Consider the following 20,336-nt stretch of genomic DNA (forward strand, 5'->3'; position numbering starts at 1 on the left):
GGTCGTCCGGGTGTCGCCCAGGCGTCGCCCGACCATGATCCACGCTGCGCGAAGGACAGGGTGAACCGTCTTCGGCATGGTGGGCACTCCTTTCCCGGGTCGGTCCGCGGTGTGATCGAAATCGCCCTTGTCGACTCCTTTCGGTTAGGCCATTCGAGTGACGGCAGTTGTGGGCGGAGACGGTCTGCTCGCGGCGGCCGGCCGCCGTCCGCTCAGCCCTGCACGGCCAGGACCAGCGGCAGCACCGCGCTCGCCCCCGCCCGGCGCAGCAGTCGGGCGGCCACGGTGACCGTCCACCCCGAGTCCACGAGGTCGTCCACCAGCAGCACCGGCCCGCCAGCCGCTGCCACCGCCTGCTCCAGCTCCGGTGGCAGCGTCAGCGCCCCGGCCAGCGAGTGCAGCCGTTGGGCGCTGTTGCTGCGGGCCCCGTGCGGCGGCAGCCCGCCGGCGTACTCGATCCGGCCCAGCAGCGGCAGCCGCCCGATCTCGGCGATCCGCGCGCCGAGGCTGCCGACCAGCTGGGGGCGGGTCGAGGAAGCCATCGTCACCACGCCGACCGGCCGCTCCAGCCGGGCGCCCTCCGTCGTCGCCGGCCCGGCCCAGCCGCCCGGACCGCGCGCCCAGTCGGCCAGCACCGCCACCAACGCGTCCACCGCCTCACTGGGCACCGGCACGTCCGGCGCCTGCTCGGCGAGTAGGGTGCGCAGCCGGTTGCCCCAGCCGATGTCCGACAGGCGGCCGAGCGCCCGACCGGTCTCCGCCTGCTCGCCCGCCGGGATCCGGCCCTTGAGCGGCACCCCGAGCGCGTCCATCCCCGTGGGCCAGAGCCGGCGCGGCTCGAAGCTCACGCCCGGGCGGCCGAGCGCCGCCCGGGCTGCGGCCAGCGTCTCGGCCGAGACCTCCGGGGTGTGCAGCGGGCCCGCGCAGTTGTCGCACCGGCCGCACGGCGTGGCCTGTTCGTCGTCCAGCTGGCGGCGCAGGAACTCCATCCGGCATCCGGCGGCCGTCGCATAGTCGCGCATCGCCCGCTGCTCCGCCTCCCGGGAGGCGGCGACCTTGGCGTAGCGGGCGGTGTCGTACTCCCAGCTCTGCCCGGTGGCCGTCCAGCCGCCCTTGACCCGGCGGACGGCGCCGTCCACGTCCAGCACCTTGAGCATGGTCTCCAGCCGGGCGCGGCGCAGGTCCACCCGGGGCTCCAGGGCGGCGGTGGAGAGCGGTCGGCCGGCCTCGGCCAGCGCGTCGATGGTGCGGCGCACCTGCTCCTCCGGCGGGAAGGCCAGCGAGGCGAAGTAGCGCCAGATCGCCTCGTCCTCGCGCCCGGGCAGCAGCAGCACCTCGGCGCGGTCCACCCCGCGCCCGGCCCGGCCGACCTGCTGGTAGTAGGCGATCGGCGAGCTGGGCGAGCCCAGGTGGACGACGAAGCCGAGGTCGGGCTTGTCGAAGCCCATGCCGAGCGCGGAGGTGGCGACCAGTGCCTTGACCCGGTTGGCCAGCAGGTCGGCCTCGGCGGTTCGGCGCTCGGCGTCCTCGGTACGGCCGGAGTAGGAGGCCACCGGGAAGCCGCGCTCGCGCAGGAAGGCCGTCACCTCCTCGGCCGCGGCCACCGTCAGGGTGTAGACGATGCCCGAGCCGGGCAGCCGGTCGAGGTGGTCGGCCAGCCAGGCGAGCCGGTGCGCCGGGTCGGGCAGGGGCAGCACTCCCAGGGTGAGGCTCTCCCGGTCGAGCGGGCCGCGCAGCACCAGGGCGTGCTCGTCGGTGGTGCCGGTGCCGAGCTGCTCGGCGACGTCCGCGGTGACCCGGGCGTTGGCGGTGGCGGTGGTGGCCAGTACCGGGACCCCGGGCGGGAGGTCCGCGAGCATGGTGCGCAGCCGCCGGTAGTCGGGGCGGAAGTCGTGGCCCCAGTCGGAGATGCAGTGGGCCTCGTCGACCACCAGCAGGCCGGTGGAGGCGGCGAGCTTCGGCAGTACCTGGTCGCGGAAGTCCGGGTTGTTCAGCCGCTCGGGGCTGACCAGCAGGATGTCGACCTTCCCGGCGGCGACCTCGGCCTGGATCTCGTCCCACTCCTCGGTGTTGGCCGAGTTGATGGTGCGGGCGTGGATGCCCGCCCGGGCCGCGGACTCGACCTGGTTGCGCATCAGGGCGAGCAGTGGGGAGACGATCACCGTCGGCCCGGCGCCCCGGGCACGGAGCAGGGCGGTGGCGATGAAGTAGACCGCGGACTTCCCCCAGCCCGTGCGCTGGACGACCAGCGCGCGGCGGTGGTCGACCACGAGGGCCTCGATGGCCGTCCACTGGTCCTCGCGCAGGGCGGCGGCGGGGCCGGCCAGCTCTCGGAGAACGGCCTCGGCCCGCGCCCGGACCTCGGCGCGGTCGGCGGTTGCGGTGGTGTGGATGTCGGGCTGCTGCATGGCGTCGATGTAACCCCATGGCGCCGACAAGGGGCGAATGCGGGTGAGGCGGGAAGGCGGAAGGCGGAGTGGATTTCATCCGTTGATCCGCTGAACGGTTGTCAAAATCCACTCGACGGAGTGTGTGTCGCGTCCGCCGAATGGGCGATGAGAAATTCGGGGCTCGAGTTATCCACAGGAAGAAAAGAACTTCGGCGCCGTTGTCGGATTGCGTCCACTGTTGCGGCCATGAACGCGATGAACAACGAACACGTCACCCTGTCCCTCGGCCCGGCTTTCGAGCAGCGGCCGGTCGTCATGCGCGGTCCGGCCGACATGGCCGAGCTGTTGCCCTACCTCCTGGGGTTCTACCCCGACGACAGCATCGTCGCGGTCGGCCTCCAGGGTCCCGACCTGCACCAGGGCGGGGTCATCCGGGCGGACCTCCCGGCCTCGCCCGCGGACTGGCCCGCGGCGGCGGAGGAGACGGCAGCCCTGCTGGTCGCCCTCTCCGAGCGGCACGGCAGTCGTCCGCTCCAGGTGCTCCTCTACCTCTGCCAGGATCCCGTCACCGCGCACGCCCCGCCGGTGGTGGAGGGACTACGGCCGCTGGCCGACCACCTCCGCGCAGCCTTCGGACGCAGGGGAGCGGCGGTCAAGGAGTCGCTCTGCGTTTCCGACGGCCGCTGGTGGTCCTTCCTCTGCCGACGCGAGGGGTGCTGCGATCCGGCCGGCAATCCGGTGCGGCGCGGGCCCGATCCGGGCCCGGCGGCGGCCGCCGCGACGGTGGCAGGCCTGGTGCCGCGCGGCAGCCGGAAGGCGATCATCGGCGGGCTGGCCCCGATCGGTCCGCCGGAGGCCGCATCCCAGCGTGAGGCGCTCACCCGGGCCGAGGCCGCCGTCGGCACCGTCTCCCGGGAGCAGGGCATCGAACTGCTGGAGCAGGCGTTCGCCGAGTTCGCGGCCGGCGCCCGGGAGCTCGACGAGGAGCGGACGGCCCGGCTGCTGTTCGCCCTGCAGGACCGCCTCACCCGCGACCGCGGCGTCGAGTACGTCCGGCCCACCGAGCTCGCCCCAGCCGAGCGGCTCTGGCGCTACCTCGCCCGGCGCGCCGTGCCACCGTACGAGGGCTGTGCGGTGGCCCCGCTCACCCTGTTGGCCTGGACCTCCTGGGTCGCCGGGGACACGGCGACCGCCCGGGTGGTGCTCGGCCATGTGCTGCGGCTCGCCCCGGGCTACCTGCTGGCCGAGCTGCTGTACGAGTCGATGAACGACGGCATGACGCCGGGGGCCCTGATGTCCGCTGTCGAGGCCCAGCGCCGACGGCGCGAGGAGCGGGTGGGCAAGCCCGCGACCGAGCCCGATCCTGGTGGAGAGGGCGAGCCGGGGCCCGCCCCGGCTGCGGGCGAGGCCCCCGAGGGGCGGCCCGGGCGGGCCGGCGGAGGGCACCGGCGCCGACGCGGTGCCCGAGGGAAGGGCGCGTCTGCGGCGTCGGCACCCGCCGATCGCTGCCCCGACAGTCCTGGAAGCCCCGGCGGCTCCGGAGGCCCCCGCAGTCCGGAGCCGGACGGAAGCGGGCCCGGGACGGTGGCCCTGCTCCCTTCGCCCGGGTGCGGCCCGGCGCCAGGGCGGCGGCCCGCCCGGGGTGTGCGGCTCGGCCGGGCGGCGGCCTGCGCGTCGGCCGCCGTCCGGTCCGGCACCGGGCGGCACCGGTGCCGGGGCACCCGACAGACGGCGAGAGCGGCCCGCCGTGCGCAGTGAGCCGCTGGCGCCCGGCCGGGCCGGCAGCCGCTACACCTCGCCGTGGGCCATCTTGATCAGCCGGTCCAGCACCTCGCCGCCGCTCACCCGCAGGCCGTCGTGCTCCCACTCGTTGGTGATCCAGGTCCGCAGACCGCGCACCGCGCGGGCGGTCGCCAGCGAGTCGGCGGTGTCCACGTACATGTCGTCGTGGTACACCGCCGCCACGACCGGCACGGTGTTGGCGACCAGCCGCGCCGGGTCGTACAGGTCGGGCCAGTCAGTGCGGGCGGCGAGCAGGTCAGCGGTCTCCTTCAGCGGGCGCAGTGCCGGGTCGGTGTCGAACATCCAGGGGTAGATCATCTCCCCGGTGAACAGCACCGGGGCGCCGGACTCCAGCGCGGCCCGGGCGTCGAACTGAGGGAACTCCTTGCGGACCCGCTCGGCCGACCAACCGGTGCCGGCCTGATCCACCGAGCGCTGGCCGTAGATCGACTCGTGCAGTACGGCGTACAGCGGGCCCTCGGCGAAGGAGAGCCGGGCCTGGACGCCGGCCAGGAAGGTGTCGGAGAGCTCGGCCCCGGCCGGGCCCTCCACCCAGGCCTCCTCCAACAGGTAGTGCAGGGCACCGGAGCCGCTGCCGCCGCCGAGCATCAGCCCGAGCGCCTGGAAGGCCTCGACGGTGAGCAACCCGCCGCCGGGCAGGGTGGCGGGGGAGTCGGCGAGGTGGGCGGCGATCCGGCGCACGGCCTCGACGTCCTGCGGGAAGCGCGCGTAGTGGTCCGTGTTCTTGCTGACGACGCGCGGGTAGGCGGCGCGATAGACGTCGTCGGCCGAGCTGCCGAGGCCGGACAGGCCGCCGGTGATGAAGGCCTCGGTCAGGCCTTCGGGAGCGAAGGAGAGGTAGGTGAGGGTGCAGAAGCCGCCGAAGCTCTGGCCGAGCACGCTCCAGCGCTTGTCGGCGCCGAGCAGCCGGTGGCGGATCAGTTCGGCGTCCCGCACGATCGAGTCCGCGCGGAAGTGCGCCAGGTAGTCCGCCTGGGCCTGCGGCCCGCCGCGCCGGGCGAGGGTCTGCCGGGTCGCGGGCGTGGACCGCCCGGTGCCGCGCTGATCCAGCAGCAGCACCCGGTAGTCGTCCAGGGCGCGGTCCAGCCAGGCGTCCCGGCCGAGCGGGCGGGCAGCCTTGCCGCCGGGTCCGCCCTGGAGGAACACCAGCCAGGGCAGGTCGTCCTTCTCCCGGCCGCAGGCCACCACCTCGCGGGCGTACACGTCGATCTGCTCGCCCCCGGGGGCGGAGTGGTCGAGGGGGAGCTGGAAGACATGGTCGGTCGCGACAATCCCGGGCAGCCGGCTGATGGTGGACATGCAACTCCTCGGTCTCTGCTGGTCACAGCGATTGCGTCGCGGTTCACGGGGTCACCGGGTGCGGGCGCCGCGACCCCCGCACCGTATCCTGGCGGCGGTCGAGTGCCGGTTCGACCGCCCCCGTCCCCAGGCCGGCCCTCCGGCAGGCGGCGAGCCCCTGGCCTGAGCACCACCGGAGTCAGGCTCACCCCATGGACGGTGACAGGCTCGGCGCGCGGCGGGGTCCAGGGTGACGGCTCGCCGGAGGCGACGCGACGGCTCGGCGGTCCGGGCGCGACCGGGGGAGACGACGGCCGGGCGTGACCTGGTGGCGGTGCGCGGCGTTCACCCCCCAGGGGCCCTGTGCCCGGACGGAGTCCGACCGGCGCCCGGGCTGGCCGAGCGTCACCGGCAGGCCGGGGCGCCGGACCTGACGGTGTGTCGGGCACGATGGCGTGTCCGACCCGAAGGCGCGCCGTACCGGCCCGGTACCGCACGCCGCATGGCACGGCCCACCGCCGGGTACGGCCAGACACGGCATACCGCCGACGGGACAGACCCCGTCGGCCCGCCATCATCAGCACGCGATCGAGCATGCTCGCGGCCCACCGGCCCTGACCGGCCACCGGACCGCCGAGGGGAAGAGAGTCCGGTGACCGCCATGAGGCCACCACAGGCCATGCCGGCCGAGAGCGTGGTCGGCGCGCCCAGACCGGCCGGCCGGCCCGAGCAGATCCCGGCGCCCGGGCCGACGGGCGCACCCGCCGTCCAGGGCCGGCCGGCGGCCCCGCCGCGCCCCCAGCCCCCGGCCGTCCACCACGCGGTGCTCTGCGTCAACGCCCCCGCGATGGCCGCCTCCGGTCCCGACGGCCAGCTGCGCGGCCACGGTCTGCACGGCTTCTACCGCAACGGCGTCCGGGTGCTCGCCCGGATGGAACTGCGGCTGGGCGGCATGGAGCCGCTGCCGCTCCAGGGCACTTCGACCAGCGCCGCCCAGGCCCGTTTCCTCGGCGCCGTCCGCCTCCCCGGCGACCTCGACCCGGACCCGGCACTCACCGTCGAACGGCTGCGCCACGCGGACGGCGTGGAGACGGTCACCGTGCGCAACACCGGCGCCCGGCCCGCCCGGCTGCCGCTGGAGATCGCCCTCGGCACCGACCTCGGCCCGGTCGCCGAGATCGCCGCCGGGCACCGCCCGCCCGACCTGCCGGGCCAGGTGCAGTCCGCCGGGCTGCGCTGGGCCGGCCCGGTGCACAGTGCCGTGGTCAGCGCCAAGCCCTCCCCGCACGCCGTCCTGGCCGGGGCCGGAGTGCTCCGCTGGGACCTGGAGGTCCAGCCCGGTGCCCGCTGGTCGGTCGAGCTGCGCGCCGAACTGGAGAGCGCCCCCGGCGGCCCGCGCCCGCCCGGTGGGCGCGGCACCGGCGTCCCGCTGCCCTGGGCCGAGCCGGAGGTGCGCAGCGACGACTCCCGCGCCGCCCTGCTGGTCGCCCGCTCCCTGGACGCCCTCGGCGGGCTGCTGTTCGCCGACCCGGACCGCCCGACCGACCTCTACCCGGCCTCCGGCGCGCCCTGGCGCTTCGGCCTCGCCCCGGCCGACGCGCTCTGGGCCGCCCGGCTGACCCTCCCGCTCGGCACCCGGCTCGCCGCCGGCACCCTGCGCGCGCTGGCCCGCCGTCAGCAGCTCGCCCCCGCCCCGGGCCGGGTCGAGGGCCTGTTGCCAGGTGCCCTGCGGCACGGCGGCCCAGAGCTGCCGCCCACCTGCACTGCCACCGAGGCCACCCTGCTGTTCGTCACCGTGCTGGCCGAGGCCTGGCGCTGGGGCCTGCCCCGGGCGGAGGTCGTCGAGCTGCTCCCGGCCGCCGAGCGGGCCCTGGCCGCCCTGCGCGACGGCCTGGTGGACGGCTTCGTCACCGACCTGAGCCGCCCGGTGGAGGACCGCGCCGCACACCCGGTGGCCGCCCGCGCCGAGGTCCAGGCGCAGGCCCACCGCGCGGCCCTGCACGGCGCCGAGCTCCTGGAGGGCTTTGGTCGCCCGGGCGCCGAGGACTGGCGGGGCTGGGCCTTCGAGTTGCGCGGCCGCTTCCGTGAGCGGTTCTGGATCGACGACCTCTCCGGCGGGCGCCCCGCCGCCGGGCTGGCCCCGGGTAGCCAGCCGCTGCCCGCTGTCGCCTCCTCCCTGGTGCACCTGCTCGACACCGGGCTCGCCGCCGACGGCGGCCGGCACGACAGCCTGCTGGACCGCGAGCAGACCCGGCTGCTCGCCCAGCGCCTGGTGGCGCCAGAGCTGGACAGCGGCTGGGGCCTGCGCACCCTCAGCGCCAAGTCCCCCCGATTCAACCCGCTGGGCCACCGCGGCGGCGCGGTGCGGATCCACGAGACCGCACTGGCGATCGCCGGACTCGCCGAGGCCGGCCACGAGAACGAGGCCGGCACGCTGCTGGAGGGCCTGCTCGCCGCGTCCGTCCACTTCGAGGGGCGGCTGCCAGAGATGTACGCGGGGGAGCAGCGCACCCCCGGCAGCCCGCCGGTCCCGCACCCCGCCGCCTGCCGCCCGGCGGCGGTCTCCGCGGCCGGAGCCGTGCACGCCGTGTTCGCGCTCGCCGGGGTCCGGCCCGACGTTCCGGGTGGCCGGGTCCTGGTCCGCCCGGCCAGCACTGCCCCGCTCGGCGAACTGGAGCTGACCGGTTTGCGGTTGGCGGGCGAGCCCTTCTCGGTCCGGGTGAGCCGGATCGGGGTGGCGATGGTCGAGGAGGCCTCCGCGGATCTCCAGCTGGTCGCCCGCTGACGCCGGGGCCGTGCTGGGCCTGCCCGCGCCCGCCCGCCGGCATCGCGCCCGCCCGTGCGCGAACCGTACCGGGCGGGTGGGTCACCGGTGCTGGGCACTGCGTGTACGGGCCTGTGCTTATCGTCAGAGAGACGACTATGATCGTCGCCATGTCGCGTTACGATCCGTCGGCCTTCCCCCCGTTCGCTGTCACGGTTGACCTGGTGGTGCTGACGGTGCGCGACCACTCGCTCTGCGCCCTGTTGGTCAGACGAGGCGAGCCGCCCTACCAGGGGTACTGGGCGCTGCCCGGCGGCTTCGTCCGCCCGGACGAGGGCCTGGCCGAGGCCGCCTCCCGAGAGCTGGCCGAGGAGACCGGCCTGCGCGCTCACTCCGCCCCCGGCCACGACGCGGTCGGCCCCGGCGCGGCCGGTGCCCACCTGGAGCAGCTCGCCACCTACGGCCACCCTCAGCGCGACCCCCGGATGCGCGTGGTCAGCGTCGCCTACCTGGTGCTCGCCCCCGACCTCCCGACCCCCCGGGCCGGCGGCGACGCCAGCAGCGCCCGCTGGGCCCCGGTCAGCGAACTCCTCGGCGAGAGCCCGGCCGACGGCGTCCCGCTCGCCTTCGACCACGGCCTGATCCTGGCCGACGGCGTGGAACGCGCCCGCTCCAAGATCGAGTATTCCTCGCTCGCCACCGCCTTCTGCCCGACCGAGTTCACCGTCGGCGAGCTCCGTCGGGTCTACGAGGCCGTCTGGGGCGTCGTCCTCGACCCGCGCAACTTCCACCGCAAGGTCACCGGCACCCCTGGCTTCCTCCTCCCCTCGGGCGGCACGACGACCCGTCAGGGCGGCCGCCCGGCCCAGCTCTTCACCGCCGGCGGCGCCACGGTCCTCAACCCGCCCATGCTCCGCCCGGAGTCCTGAACGCCTCGAAGTTTCGGACCCGCCTGCGCCCGGACCCGCCTGCGCCCGGACCCGCCTGCGCCCGGACCCGCCTGCGCCCGGACCCGCCTGCGGACCGGGGCCGCCGAACGGCCCCGGTCCGCAGGCCAGCGCGGTGACACCGGCGCACAGTGTCGATGGACGCTTCGGTCGCCGGGCCGAAGGCCTTCGGACCCTGGGAGCCCCGTGATGACCGTCGACGACCACTGCGCCAGACAGCGAAGCGGCATCGAGAGCTTGGTGGCGGAACACAAGAGCCTCACCGCGACCACCGCCGGAACCGAGCGGCAGCTGGCCGCCTTGAAGGCCGCGCACGCCGACCCGGCGACGATCGCCTCCGTGCAGGAGACGGTGAGTGCCGAGCAGGAGCAGCTGGCGGAGATCGCCGTCGCGGGCAAGGCCGCCGTCGAGGCGTTCCAGGGGGAGTGCGTCGGAGAGCCGCTCCCGCCGGGTGCCGCGGCCTTCCTGCAGACCGCGGCACCGGCCACTGGCCGGGGTGCCGACGGCCCCGGCGCGGGCACACCCCGTGAATCGCAGGATCGGATTGTCCCCTGATCGGGTGAGGCGGGCGGGCGGTGTGCCCGTGGCGGTTCGGTAATGCCCGGAATCGGCGGTGCTGACCCCTAATGTGCTGGCGTCGAGCAGGTCGGCCGAGGGTATGGGAGCAGCCAGCGATGATCCAGATCACCGAACTGACCAGGGTGTATCGCAAGGGCGCCCCGCCCGCCGTACTCGGTCTGACCTTCGACGTCCGGCCGGGCATGGTGACCGTGCTGCTCGGCGACGAGGGCGCGGGCAAGTCCACCGCGCTGCGGCTGATGCTCGAACTCGAACGCGGCCAGGGCATCACGCTTTTCGACGGCCGCCCCTACCAGCGGATCCGCCGCCCCGAGCGCGAGGTCGGCGTGCTGCTGCCCGGGCCGGAGGAGGGGGCCGGACACCCGGGGCGCAAGGCGCGCGACCACCTGCGGATGCTGGCCGCGGCCGTCGGCGTCCCCGCGCGGCGGGCCGACGAACTGCTGGAGCAGACCCGGCTGGCCACCGTCGCCGGGCAGCGGCTGCGCACCTTCTCGCCCGGCATGCACCGCCGGCTCGCCCTGGCCGCCGCGCTGCTCGGTGACCCCGGCACACTGGTGCTGGATGCGCCGACCGAGGGCCTCTCACCGCGCAACCTCGAGTGGTTCCACTCCTTCCTGCGCTCCTTCACCCTCGTGGGCGGGACGGTCCTGGTGACCACCCGCTCCCCGCAGGAGGCCGCGCAACTCGCGGACCGGGTGGTCACCCTGGACAGCGGCTGCATGGTGGCCGACCAGCCGGTCTCGGAGTTCCGCTGGGCCAGGCTCAGTCCCGAAGTAGCCGTCCGGGGGCCACAGATGGCGCGGCTGGCCGACCTACTGGTCAGTCAGGGCGCCGAGGTGCGCCGGGACGGCGGTGCGGGCCTCGCGGTGGCGGGCATCGGCCGCACCGAGATCGGGGAACTCGCCTACCGCCACGGGATCCTGCTGCACGAGCTGGCCGACCGGGTGGTGGAGCAGCCGGCGCCCCGGGCCGTTCCGCTCGTTCCCCCCGGGCGCTCCGGCCGCCTCCGTCTCCAGCAGCCGCCGGAACCGGCAGCCGGGCCGGCCCCCGAAGCCGAGCCGAGTCCGGAGCTGCGCGTGAACCCGAGTCCGGAGCTGCGCGTGAACCCGAGGCCCGAGCCGGGCTCCGAGCCGAGCCACCAGCCCGTCGCCCCCGACCCCGCCGCGGAGTGCCGCTCCCGGGACGATGTTTCCCTGCCCACCCGCGCGCTGCCCGTCGCCGCCGTGACGGCCGCGCTCCCCGTGCTCGGGGCGGCTGCCGCCCACCAGGGCGACCCCGCGCCGCCCACGGTCGCCGTGGACCGGCTCTTCCGCGACGAACCCGCCCTGGCGGCGACCCCCGCCCCGAAGACCACCCCCGCCCAGGCGGCGACCCCCGTCCCGTCGGGCGGGCCCCTTGGCGCAAGCGAGTCCGTCCGCACCGAGCCCCAGCCCCCGCGGAGCCGCAAGAGCGCCGCCGACCTGCTCACCGACGACACCGTCCGCCTCGGCCGCGTCGCCGCGAGCCAGGCCCCCACCACCCCCGACGACCACCGGAGCGAGTGAACCGTGCGTGTTCTGGCCTACGAGCTGCGCCGCCTGCGCGGCCTGCGTTCCACCTGGCTGCTGCTCGCCGCCGTCCTGCTCTGCGACGCCGTCGTGGCCGCCGTGCTGGCGAGTCAGGCCCCGTCCGGCCCGCTGGCCGCCCGGGCCGGGGTGCGGTTGCTGACCGCCGCCGTCCCGTTGATCCCGCTGCCCTTCGCGGCGCTCGGAGCAGGAGTGCTGGGCGCGCTCTCCTACGGCCACGAGGTGCGCTACCCGGGGCTGGCGGCCTCGCAGGTGGCGTACTCGCGCCGGGTGCGGCTGCTGCTGGCCAAGCTGCTGGTGGTCGGGCCGGTCGCGGCCTTGCTGGCGGTGGCCACCCTGCTGCTCGACACGGTGGCCGTGCACCTCGCGCTGCCGGGCGGGGTGACGGTGGCGGCCTGGTCGAACCCGGCCGCGCTCTCCGACCAGGTGGGCGAGGCACTGGGCGCCGCCGGACTGAACGCGCTCGGCGACCTGCCGGGAGTGTTCGCCCCGTTGGCGCTGGTGGCCGGTCACGGGGCGCCGGCCGCGCTGCTGGTCTTCGTCCTGCTGACCGTGATGGCTGGCTGGACCGGCGTGCTGACCGCCTCGTTGACCCGCAGCGCCGCCGCCGGGGTGTTGCTGCTGTGTGCGCTGCCGGCGCTGCTGGAGTCCGGCGTGGCCCTGCTGCTGCCTCAGCCCGGCCGCCCCTGGCCGAGCCGGGCGGCCGGGCTGCTGCCCTTCCAGTCCGGCATCGAGTGGGCCTACGGCTGGGTGTACGGCGGTGTGCGCGGGGCGGCTGCCGACGGCGCGGTGCTGACGGATCCGGCGCTGCTCGGGGCGGCCGCGGCCCCCGTGGCGGCCCTGCTGGTCGCCGCCCTGCTCGTTCAGGCCCGCCGCCGCGCGCTGTAGCGCCCGCCGCCACCCGCCACGCACCACCCACCCCCCGGACCGTCCCGAACTACCAAGATCGACCAGCAGTGACCGTAATGAGCGGTTCTTCCTGATAAGAAGTCAATTATCCAGTCACGGTCGATCACCCTTTCGTGTGCTTTTCACGAGAATTCTCAAGCTGCGCCTGCCGATCGCCGACAAAGGAGGCGTGAGTACCCTTGCGCACCCCACCATGACCCCCGCCCGTTCCGCCGACGGGCCGATCCACGGCAACGGCGATCTGGACCGCTTCTCGTACGCCGACCGGCCGACGCCACCGGCGCCCCGCTGGGAGGGCGCCGAGACCGACATCGCCCGGGTCGGCCGCAAGACCACCAGCAGCCGAGGTCGCGGCCTGCACGGCCAATTGGTCCAGCAGCTCGGCCAGATGATCGTCTCCGGCGACCTCGGCGCCGACCGTCCGCTCGTTCCCGAGGAGATCGGTCAGCGGTTCGAGGTGTCCAGGACCGTCGTCCGCGAGTCGCTGCGCGTGCTGGAGGCCAAGGGCCTGGTCAGCGCCCGCCCCAACGTCGGCACCCGGGTCCGCCCGGTCGGCGACTGGAACCTGCTGGACCCGGACATCATCGAGTGGCGCGCCTTCGGCCCGCAGCGGGACGAGCAGCGCCGGGAACTGTTCGAGCTCCGCTGGGCGATCGAGCCGCTGGCTGCCCGGCTCGCGGCCGGCCACGGCCGGGAGGACGTCCAGCAGCGGCTGGTCGAGCTGGTCGAGATCATGGGCCACGCCGCCGCCCAGGCCGACCTGTCCACCTACACCCGGGCCGACGCCGAGCTGCACGGCCTGGTCCTGCAGATGGCCGGCAACCGGATGCTGGAGCACCTGTCCGGGATCGTCTCCTGCGCCCTGCAGGTCTCGGGCGGCCCGGCGATCTCCTGCGAGCGACCCTCCGAGTCCTCGGTCGGCCTGCACGCCCGGCTGGTCGACGCGCTGGGCGCCGGCGACGGCGCCGCGGGTGAGGTCGCGATGCGGGCGCTGCTCACCGTCCACCCCGAGATGGAGCCCTCCGTCCCCGCGCCCCGGGAGCACTGAGCGGGCTGTTCTCGGCGAGCGGTCGCGGCCGGTCGCGGCGCGCTCCTCCAGGGCCCTCCGGCCGCACCGCGCGGCGCAGCCGGAGGGTCTCTGCGCACCGGCCGTCGTTCGAACGCGATGGTTGCCCCGTCCATGACAATCGACTTCGGCGCGAGTGCGCGATGATGGATCCAGGCCCCGGGGCCGCGGGCGCCGAGCGGTGTGACCCGCGACACCAAGGCCATGCGTAACACTTGACGAGTAGCAGCGATGTGTCCTGAGCGGGAGCAGCTCCGGAATACCCCAACATGTCAGAATGCTGTGTTGGTCTGCGGCGCTGCTGCCGTCCTGCAAACCCAGTCCTCAAGCCCGAGTCGGTCGGAATCGACACCGCGCGTCCGACGCGCGATTTCCTTCCCCGCCCGCTCGGGCGGCCGGTACGGGTTCGAGTCCACTCATCGTCCGAGAGGTTGTTCGTGTCGGCCAGCACATCCCGTTCGCTTCCCCCCGAGATCGCCGAGTCCGCGGCTCTGCTGGCGCTCATCGAGCGGGGCAAGGCCCAGGGGCAGATCGCCGGTGACGACGTGCGCCAGGCGTTCGAGGCGGACCAGATCCCGGTCACCAAGTGGAAGAACGTCATGCGCAGCCTCAACCAGGTGCTGATTGAGGAGGGGGTGGACCTCATGGTCAGCGCGGCCGAGCCGGCCGGCGCCAAGCGCAAGAGCGTTGCTGCCAAGAGCCCCACCAAGCGCACCGCCACCAAGGCTGTCACCACCCGGACCCCGGCCGCCCCGACCAAGCCGCCCGTGCGGATCGCCCCCGGCGCGCCCGTCGCGGCTCCGGCCGTCGCGGCCGCCGCCGCGGCTCCGGCCCCCACGGTCTCCGCCGAGATCACCGTCGGCGAGACGACCGGCTCGGTCACCGAGGTGAAGGCCGCCCCGGCGAAGAAGGCCGTGCCGGCCAAGAAGGCCGCGGTCAAGAAGACCGCCGCGCCGGCCAAGAAGACCGCCGCGAAGAAGACCGCCACCGCCAAGGCCGCCAAGGGCGGCGACGAGGAGCTGCTCGGCGACGAGGAGCTGCTCGAGGACGTGGCGCTGCCGGGCGACAAGACCGAGACCGAAGGCCCGGAGGAGGAGTCGGAGGGCTTCGTCCTCTCCGACGACGACGAGGACGACGCGCCCGCCCAGCAGGTCGCCGTCGCCGGTGCCACCGCGGACCCGGTCAAGGACTACCTGAAGCAGATCGGCAAGGTCCCGCTGCTCAACGCCGAGCAGGAGGTCGAGCTCGCCAAGCGCATCGAGGCCGGTCTGTTCGCCGAGGACAAGCTCTCGGCCGCCGACAAGCTCGCCCCGAAGCTCAAGCGCGAACTGGAGATCATCGCCGAGGACGGCCGCCGCGCCAAGAACCACCTGCTGGAGGCCAACCTCCGTCTGGTGGTCTCGCTGGCCAAGCGCTACACCGGTCGCGGCATGCTCTTCCTGGACCTGATCCAGGAGGGCAACCTCGGTCTGATCCGCGCGGTCGAGAAGTTCGACTACACCAAGGGCTACAAGTTCTCGACCTACGCCACCTGGTGGATCCGTCAGGCGATCACCCGCGCCATGGCCGACCAGGCCCGCACTATCCGTATCCCGGTGCACATGGTCGAGGTCATCAACAAGCTGGCCCGCGTCCAGCGCCAGATGCTCCAGGACCTGGGCCGCGAGCCCACCCCGGAGGAGCTGGCCAAGGAACTCGACATGACCCCCGAGAAGGTCATCGAGGTCCAGAAGTACGGCCGCGAGCCGATCTCGCTGCACACTCCGCTGGGGGAGGACGGCGACAGCGAGTTCGGTGACCTGATCGAGGACTCCGAGGCGGTCGTCCCGGCCGACGCGGTCTCCTTCACCCTGCTCCAGGAGCAGCTGCACTCGGTGCTGGACACCCTCTCCGAGCGCGAGGCCGGTGTGGTCTCGATGCGCTTCGGCCTGACGGACGGTCAGCCGAAGACGCTCGACGAGATCGGCAAGGTGTACGGGGTCACCCGTGAGCGCATCCGCCAGATCGAGTCCAAGACCATGTCGAAGCTGCGCCACCCGTCGCGTTCCCAGGTGCTGCGCGACTACCTGGACTGATCGACCGCGAACGCGGCCGACCGCAGCAAGCGTGACAAGCGGGCGCCGAAGGCCCGGAACCGTGACGGTTCCGGGCCTTCGGGCTGTTCGGGGCCGGGTTCGTCAGCGTTCGAGTGGTGCTTGTCGCTCGTCCGGGTGGCGACGCAACGGTAAGCGGTCGCGCAGTGTAGCCGATCACCTACGCTGTGCCGGTTGCCTGCTGCCGATCCTTCTGGAGTCACGGTGCTGACCGACCCGGACCGCGCTGATCTGCCGACCCCCGCCCCGCCCCGGGCCGACCCGGCCGCCGCCCGGACGGGCCGTCGCCGCCGACGGGCCGCCGTGCTGGTGCTGCTCGCCGCCGTGCCGCTCCCGTTGGGCGCCCTCGGCGCGGCGGGCCCGGCCGAGGCGCAGCGCCGGGTGGTCGGCGGTAGCACGGTGAGCACCGCGGACCACCCGTGGATCGTGGCGCTGGCAAGCCGCCAGCAGTTCGGCAGCGGGCGCTCCGGTCAGTTCTGCGGGGGAGCACTGGTCACCCCGACCAAGGTGGTGACGGCGGCGCACTGCTTCTACGACGAGGTCAAGGGGCGGGTGGACCGGCCGGGGCTCAAGGTGGTCGTGGGCCGGGACGACATGCGCGGCTCGGCCGGCCGTGAGGTGGCCGTCCGGTCGGTCTGGGTCCACCCCGACTACGACTTCGCGGCGAACCTGAACGACGTCGCGGTGCTCACCCTCGCCGACTCCCAGGGCCCCCGGTCGATGGTCGAGCTGGTCGGCCAGGGCGAGAGCGCGCCGTACGCGGCCGGAACCAGGGCGCGGGTGTACGGCTGGGGAGACACCAGCGGGCGGGGCGACTACTCGCCGGTGCTGCGCGGGGCGGATGTGCCGATCGTCTCGGACCGGACCTGCGCGCGTGCCTACCCGGGCGGGCCGGAGGGCAAGTTCGACGCCCGGGGCATGGTGTGCGCGGGTGAGGAGAAGGGCGGCAAGGACGCCTGCCAGGGCGACAGCGGCGGCCCGCTGATCGTCGGCGGGCGGCTGGTCGGCCTGGTCTCCTGGGGGACGGGCTGCGCCGAGGCGGCCCACCCCGGCGTCTACACCCGGCTGTCCTCGGTCACGGACGCGGTGCGCTCCGCGCTGTGAACGTCGCCGCGCGTGATGGCGCGATGACGTCCTGACGTCGCCTCGGGTCCGGGTGATCGTGAACCAGGTGTCCGGAACAGGTGAGCGCGGGAGGACCGTCCGGAGAACAGCTGAGCCGGGTGGCCGGCCCCCTCGGGGACCGGCCACCCGGCTCACCGGTCGCGCGCGATGTGCGATCGGACACAGCTCGACGCTGGCTGCTGGTTGCGGCGCCTGTGATCAGCGCTCGTCGTCGTCGGCCGTCGCGGTGGTGCTGGTGGTGAGACGGCCGCTCTCGTCCTGTATCTCCACGGCGATCTTCTTGAGCTCGGGCTCGAACTTCCGGCCGTGGTGGGCGCAGAAGAGCAGCTCTCCGCCGCTGGCGAGTACGACGCGCAGGTAGGCCTGGGCGCCGCAGCGGTCGCAGCGGTCAGCCGCGGTGAGCGGGCTCGCAGGTGTCAGAACAGTAGTCACGTCGCCTCTTCTCTAGCTCGACGAGCTGTCGTACCAGGGTCAACATCCAACCAGGCCGAAAACGTTCCCGCTCGTGGCTTTTCTTCTCTGAGGATTCTGCTGTGTTGATGAGGACGTGCCCCGGGCGTCGGTGGTTCATGCGTGCCGAATTCCGGGATCCGCCCATCGCTCGAACGCCCGATCGGGATCGGGTGCGAGGTCCGCGTAGCATAATCCTCTGCCGGGTTGGAGCATAAGCCCCGTCCCGGGCCCCGGTAGCCTGCATAACGGCAGTTCCGGGGCCTGCGCCGGGCCCCACGATCCGCCAGGACCGGTGGTACCGGGAGGAGATGGGTCCCTGGGGCCCACACCCGGGCGCGGTCCTTGTTCGCGCAGCGCGTACAAGCTGCGCGGGGCCGTCCCGTCGTGCTGTGCACCCGGAGCACGGGTGTGAGCACACAGAGCGACGACTGTCGGTGCGGCGTGCTGCACTGGCGGTCGGTCCGGATGCGTCCGGATGTGACCGATGAGACAGAACTTCACCGAGGAGAGTGCCGCGTGAGTGCCGAAACGACCGTGCCGTCCGCGCTGCTGGCCGGCGACGACGGTTCCAACTACACCGCGCGGCACCTGCTCGTCCTGGAGGGCCTGGAGGCCGTCCGCAAGCGCCCCGGCATGTACATCGGCTCGACCGACAGTCGCGGCCTGATGCACTGCCTCTGGGAGATCATCGACAACTCCGTCGACGAGGCGCTGGGCGGCTACTGCGACCGCATCGAGGTCCTGCTGCACCCCGACTCCTCGGTCGAGGTTCGCGACAACGGCCGCGGCATCCCGGTCGATGTCGAGCCCAAGACCGGGCTGTCCGGCGTCGAGGTCGTGATGACCAAGCTGCACGCCGGCGGCAAGTTCGGCGGCGGCTCCTACGCGGCCTCCGGCGGTCTGCACGGCGTCGGCGCCTCGGTCGTCAACGCGCTCTCCGCCCGGCTGGACGTCGAGGTCGACCGCAGCGGCCACACCCACGCGATCAGCTTCCGCCGCGGTACCCCCGGCATCTTCACCGAGGCGAGCCCGGACGCGCCTTTCGAGCCCGCCAACGGCCTCAGTCGGACCCGTAAGGTGCCGAAGACCCGCACCGGCACCCGGATCCGCTACTGGGCCGACCGGCAGATCTTCCTCAAGGACGCCAAGCTCTCCCTGGAGAACCTGCACAACCGCGCCCGGCAGACCGCCTTCCTGGTCCCCGGCCTGACCATCGTCGTGCGTGACGAGCGCCTCACCGAGAGCGAGCAGATCGAGGAGTCGGTCTTCCACTACGACGGCGGCATCGCCGAGTTCTGTGAGTTCCTGGCACCCGACAAGCCGGTCTCCGACGTGCTGCGGCTGCGTGGCGAGGGCACCTTCAAGGAGACCGTGCCCGTCCTGGACGAGCTCGGTCACATGACCCCCACCGAGGTCACCCGCCATCTCGGGGTGGACATCGCACTGCGCTGGGGCACCGGTTACGACACCACCCTGCGCTCCTTCGTCAACATCATCGCCACCCCCAAGGGCGGCACCCACGTCACCGGCTTCGAGCGCTCGCTGGCTAAGACCGTCAACGAGGTGCTGCGCGCCAGCAAGCTGCTGCGCGTCGCCGAGGACGACATCACCAAGGACGACGCCACCGAGGGCCTCACCGCGGTGGTCACCGTCCGGCTCGCCGAGCCGCAGTTCGAGGGCCAGACCAAGGAGGTGCTCGGCACCTCGGCGGCCAACCGGATCGTCGCCGCCGTCGTCGCGAAGGAGCTCAAGGCCTTCCTCACCTCGGCCAAGAAGGACGAGAAGCTGCAGGCCCGGGCCGTGCTGGAGAAGGTGGTCGCGGCCGCCCGCACCCGGGTCGCCGCCCGCCAGCACAAGGAGGCCCAGCGTCGGAAGACCGCGCTGGAGACCAGCTCGCTGCCCGCCAAGCTGGCCGACTGCCGCAGCGACGACGTCGAGCGCAGCGAACTGTTCATCGTCGAGGGTGACTCCGCGCTCGGCACCGCCAAGCTCGCCCGCAACTCCGAGTTCCAGGCGCTGCTGCCGATCCGCGGCAAGATCCTCAACGTCCAGAAGGCCTCGGTGAGCGACATGCTCAAGAACGCCGAGTGCGCCGCGATCATCCAGGTCATAGGAGCCGGCTCGGGCCGTACCTTCGACATCGACCAGGCCCGCTACGGCCGGGTCATCTTCATGGCCGACGCCGATGTCGACGGCTCGCACATCCGTACCCTGCTGCTGACCCTGTTCCACCGCTACATGCGACCGATGGTCGAGCAGGGCCGGGTCTTCGCCGCCGTGCCGCCGCTGCACCGGATCGAGCTCACCAACCCCAAGCGCGGCCAGGAGAAGTACCACTACACCTACTCCGACGCCGAACTGCGCTCCACCCTGCTGGAGTTCCAGCGCAAGGGGATGCGCTGGAAGGAGCCGGTGCAGCGCTACAAGGGCCTGGGTGAGATGGACGCCGACCAGCTGGCCGAGACCACCATGGACCCGCGCCACCGCACGCTGCGCCGGATCAACCTGGGCGACCTGGAGCAGGCCGAGAAGATCTTCGACCTGCTGATGGGCAACGACGTCGCCCCGCGCAAGGAGTTCATCGTGGACTCGGCGGCCACCCTGGACCGCTCGCGCATCGACGCCTGATCCCGGCCGTTTGATCCCGGCCGTTTCGCGAGGGCCCTCCACCCACGGGTGGAGGGCCCTCGCGCTGCCGGTTCCACCCGGGGTCCACCCCGGCTCCGATCAGCGGGAACCGCCGGATCCGTAGCGTCGGAGAGGTCAGCGACAAGCCTCTCCCCGGGACGGAGCAATCCCATGAGCGAGCGCAGCGAGCGAACCATCGAAAGGCGCGTGTGGGCGAACGCCCCTGCCGAGCGCAACGAGGTGGCGGCATGAGTTCCGTGGCCAACCTCCTCGTGATCGCCGCGGTGGTGGTCCTGGTGGTCCAGCGCCAGATGCGCGTCCAACGCCTGGACACCGAGCGCCGCTTCTGGCTGCTGCCGCTCATCCTGGGCGTGCTCGCGCTGCGCGATCCGCAGCTCATCGACCACCAGCACACCGCGCTGTCGGTCGCCCTGCTGGCCGCCGGAATGGTCACCGTGCTCGCGATGGGCACCGTCTGGGGCTGGACCGTCCGGATCTGGCGGGCCTCGGACGGCACCGTTCTGCTCAAGGGCACCAAGGCCACCCTGGCCGCCTGGGGCGCCATGATCGCCATCCGGATCGGGCTCTACGCGATCGGCTCGGCCCTGCACGTCCACCAGGCGGGCAGCGTGCTGATGCTCGGCATGGCGGTCCTGCTGCTGGTCCGCTCGCTCGTGGTGAACTGGAGGGCCCGGACGCTGGAGCCCGCGCAGACCACCCCCGTCCCGCACTGACC

14 protein-coding genes are annotated in these 20,336 nt (G+C 73.6%); 11 read left to right on the top strand and 3 right to left on the bottom strand.

Going from position 1 to position 20,336, the window contains the following annotated elements:
• Positions 1–212 precede the first annotated feature (212 nt).
• Positions 213–2,408 (bottom strand): RecQ family ATP-dependent DNA helicase, encoded by a 2,196-nt coding sequence (locus tag ACH4E7_RS28920; protein ID WP_396251998.1) that lies wholly within the window; start codon positions 2,406–2,408, stop codon positions 213–215.
• A 228-nt stretch (positions 2,409–2,636) separates the two neighbouring features.
• On the opposite strand from ACH4E7_RS28920, the gene ACH4E7_RS28925 reads away from it, so the two are divergent.
• Positions 2,637–4,148, top strand: a complete 1,512-nt coding sequence (locus ACH4E7_RS28925) for a DUF4192 domain-containing protein (protein WP_396251999.1) — start codon at positions 2,637–2,639, stop codon at positions 4,146–4,148.
• Positions 4,149–4,178: 30 nt separating this feature from the next.
• Here ACH4E7_RS28925 and ACH4E7_RS28930 read toward each other — a convergent pair whose 3' ends face one another.
• Positions 4,179–5,492, bottom strand: a complete 1,314-nt coding sequence (locus ACH4E7_RS28930; protein WP_396252000.1) for an alpha/beta fold hydrolase — start codon at positions 5,490–5,492, stop codon at positions 4,179–4,181.
• Positions 5,493–6,132: 640 nt separating this feature from the next.
• On the opposite strand from ACH4E7_RS28930, the gene ACH4E7_RS28935 reads away from it, so the two are divergent.
• The 8 genes from ACH4E7_RS28935 to ACH4E7_RS28970 all read left to right on the top strand — a co-directional run bounded on the left by ACH4E7_RS28935 (position 6,133) and on the right by ACH4E7_RS28970 (position 16,498).
• Positions 6,133–8,256, top strand: a complete 2,124-nt coding sequence (locus tag ACH4E7_RS28935; RefSeq protein ID WP_396252001.1) for a glycogen debranching N-terminal domain-containing protein — start codon at positions 6,133–6,135, stop codon at positions 8,254–8,256.
• 149 nt (positions 8,257–8,405) lie between these two features.
• A complete protein-coding gene (locus ACH4E7_RS28940; RefSeq protein ID WP_350737961.1) occupies positions 8,406–9,164 on the top strand; it encodes an NUDIX domain-containing protein in 759 nt (252 codons plus the stop codon).
• A gap of 207 nt (positions 9,165–9,371) precedes the next feature.
• Complete coding sequence (locus ACH4E7_RS28945) at positions 9,372–9,737, top strand: hypothetical protein (protein ID WP_396252002.1); 366 nt, start codon at positions 9,372–9,374, stop codon at positions 9,735–9,737.
• A gap of 119 nt (positions 9,738–9,856) precedes the next feature.
• Positions 9,857–11,305, top strand: coding sequence for an ATP-binding cassette domain-containing protein (locus tag ACH4E7_RS28950; RefSeq protein WP_396252003.1), 1,449 nt, complete (start codon positions 9,857–9,859; stop codon positions 11,303–11,305).
• Positions 11,306–11,308: 3 nt separating this feature from the next.
• Positions 11,309–12,214: a hypothetical protein gene (locus tag ACH4E7_RS28955; protein ID WP_396252004.1), complete on the top strand. Its 906-nt coding sequence runs from the start codon at positions 11,309–11,311 to the stop codon at positions 12,212–12,214.
• A 136-nt stretch (positions 12,215–12,350) separates the two neighbouring features.
• Entirely contained in the window at positions 12,351–13,283 is a 933-nt protein-coding gene (locus ACH4E7_RS28960) for a FadR/GntR family transcriptional regulator (protein WP_396252005.1), read from the top strand.
• 455 nt (positions 13,284–13,738) lie between these two features.
• Positions 13,739–15,376 carry an RNA polymerase sigma factor gene (locus ACH4E7_RS28965; RefSeq protein ID WP_396252006.1) on the top strand — a complete coding sequence of 546 codons (1,638 nt, stop codon included), beginning with the start codon at positions 13,739–13,741 and terminating at the stop codon, positions 15,374–15,376.
• 222 nt (positions 15,377–15,598) lie between these two features.
• The gene (locus ACH4E7_RS28970; protein ID WP_396252007.1) at positions 15,599–16,498 is read left to right on the top strand and encodes a S1 family peptidase; all 900 of its coding nucleotides are present in this window, start codon (positions 15,599–15,601) and stop codon (positions 16,496–16,498) included.
• A 219-nt stretch (positions 16,499–16,717) separates the two neighbouring features.
• Here ACH4E7_RS28970 and ACH4E7_RS28975 read toward each other — a convergent pair whose 3' ends face one another.
• Positions 16,718–16,951 (bottom strand): hypothetical protein, encoded by a 234-nt coding sequence (locus ACH4E7_RS28975; protein ID WP_396252008.1) that lies wholly within the window; start codon positions 16,949–16,951, stop codon positions 16,718–16,720.
• 537 nt (positions 16,952–17,488) lie between these two features.
• On the opposite strand from ACH4E7_RS28975, the gene ACH4E7_RS28980 reads away from it, so the two are divergent.
• Complete coding sequence (locus ACH4E7_RS28980) at positions 17,489–19,600, top strand: type IIA DNA topoisomerase subunit B (protein ID WP_396252009.1); 2,112 nt, start codon at positions 17,489–17,491, stop codon at positions 19,598–19,600.
• A gap of 248 nt (positions 19,601–19,848) precedes the next feature.
• On the top strand, positions 19,849–20,334 hold the full coding sequence (locus ACH4E7_RS28985; RefSeq protein ID WP_396252010.1) for a DUF1453 domain-containing protein: 486 nt from the start codon (positions 19,849–19,851) through the stop codon (positions 20,332–20,334).
• Positions 20,335–20,336: the final 2 nt, after the last annotated feature.

It is taken from the genome of Kitasatospora sp. NPDC018058 (assembly GCF_044327205.1).
Taxonomy (GTDB): Bacteria; Actinomycetota; Actinomycetes; order Streptomycetales; family Streptomycetaceae; genus Kitasatospora.

What these genes read in the sequence shown, in the direction of transcription:
- ACH4E7_RS28940 (WP_350737961.1), top strand. Translation starts at nt 8,406, where the DNA reads ATGTCGCGTTACGATCCGTCGGCCTTCCCCCCGTTCGCTGTCACGGTT.
- ACH4E7_RS28925 (WP_396251999.1), top strand. Translation starts at nt 2,637, where the DNA reads ATGAACGCGATGAACAACGAACACGTCACCCTGTCCCTCGGCCCGGCT.
- ACH4E7_RS28985 (WP_396252010.1), top strand. Translation starts at nt 19,849, where the DNA reads ATGAGTTCCGTGGCCAACCTCCTCGTGATCGCCGCGGTGGTGGTCCTG.
- ACH4E7_RS28945 (WP_396252002.1), top strand. Translation starts at nt 9,372, where the DNA reads ATGACCGTCGACGACCACTGCGCCAGACAGCGAAGCGGCATCGAGAGC.
- ACH4E7_RS28930 (WP_396252000.1), bottom strand. Translation starts at nt 5,492, where the DNA reads ATGTCCACCATCAGCCGGCTGCCCGGGATTGTCGCGACCGACCATGTC.
- ACH4E7_RS28920 (WP_396251998.1), bottom strand. Translation starts at nt 2,408, where the DNA reads ATGCAGCAGCCCGACATCCACACCACCGCAACCGCCGACCGCGCCGAG.
- ACH4E7_RS28950 (WP_396252003.1), top strand. Translation starts at nt 9,857, where the DNA reads ATGATCCAGATCACCGAACTGACCAGGGTGTATCGCAAGGGCGCCCCG.
- ACH4E7_RS28935 (WP_396252001.1), top strand. Translation starts at nt 6,133, where the DNA reads ATGAGGCCACCACAGGCCATGCCGGCCGAGAGCGTGGTCGGCGCGCCC.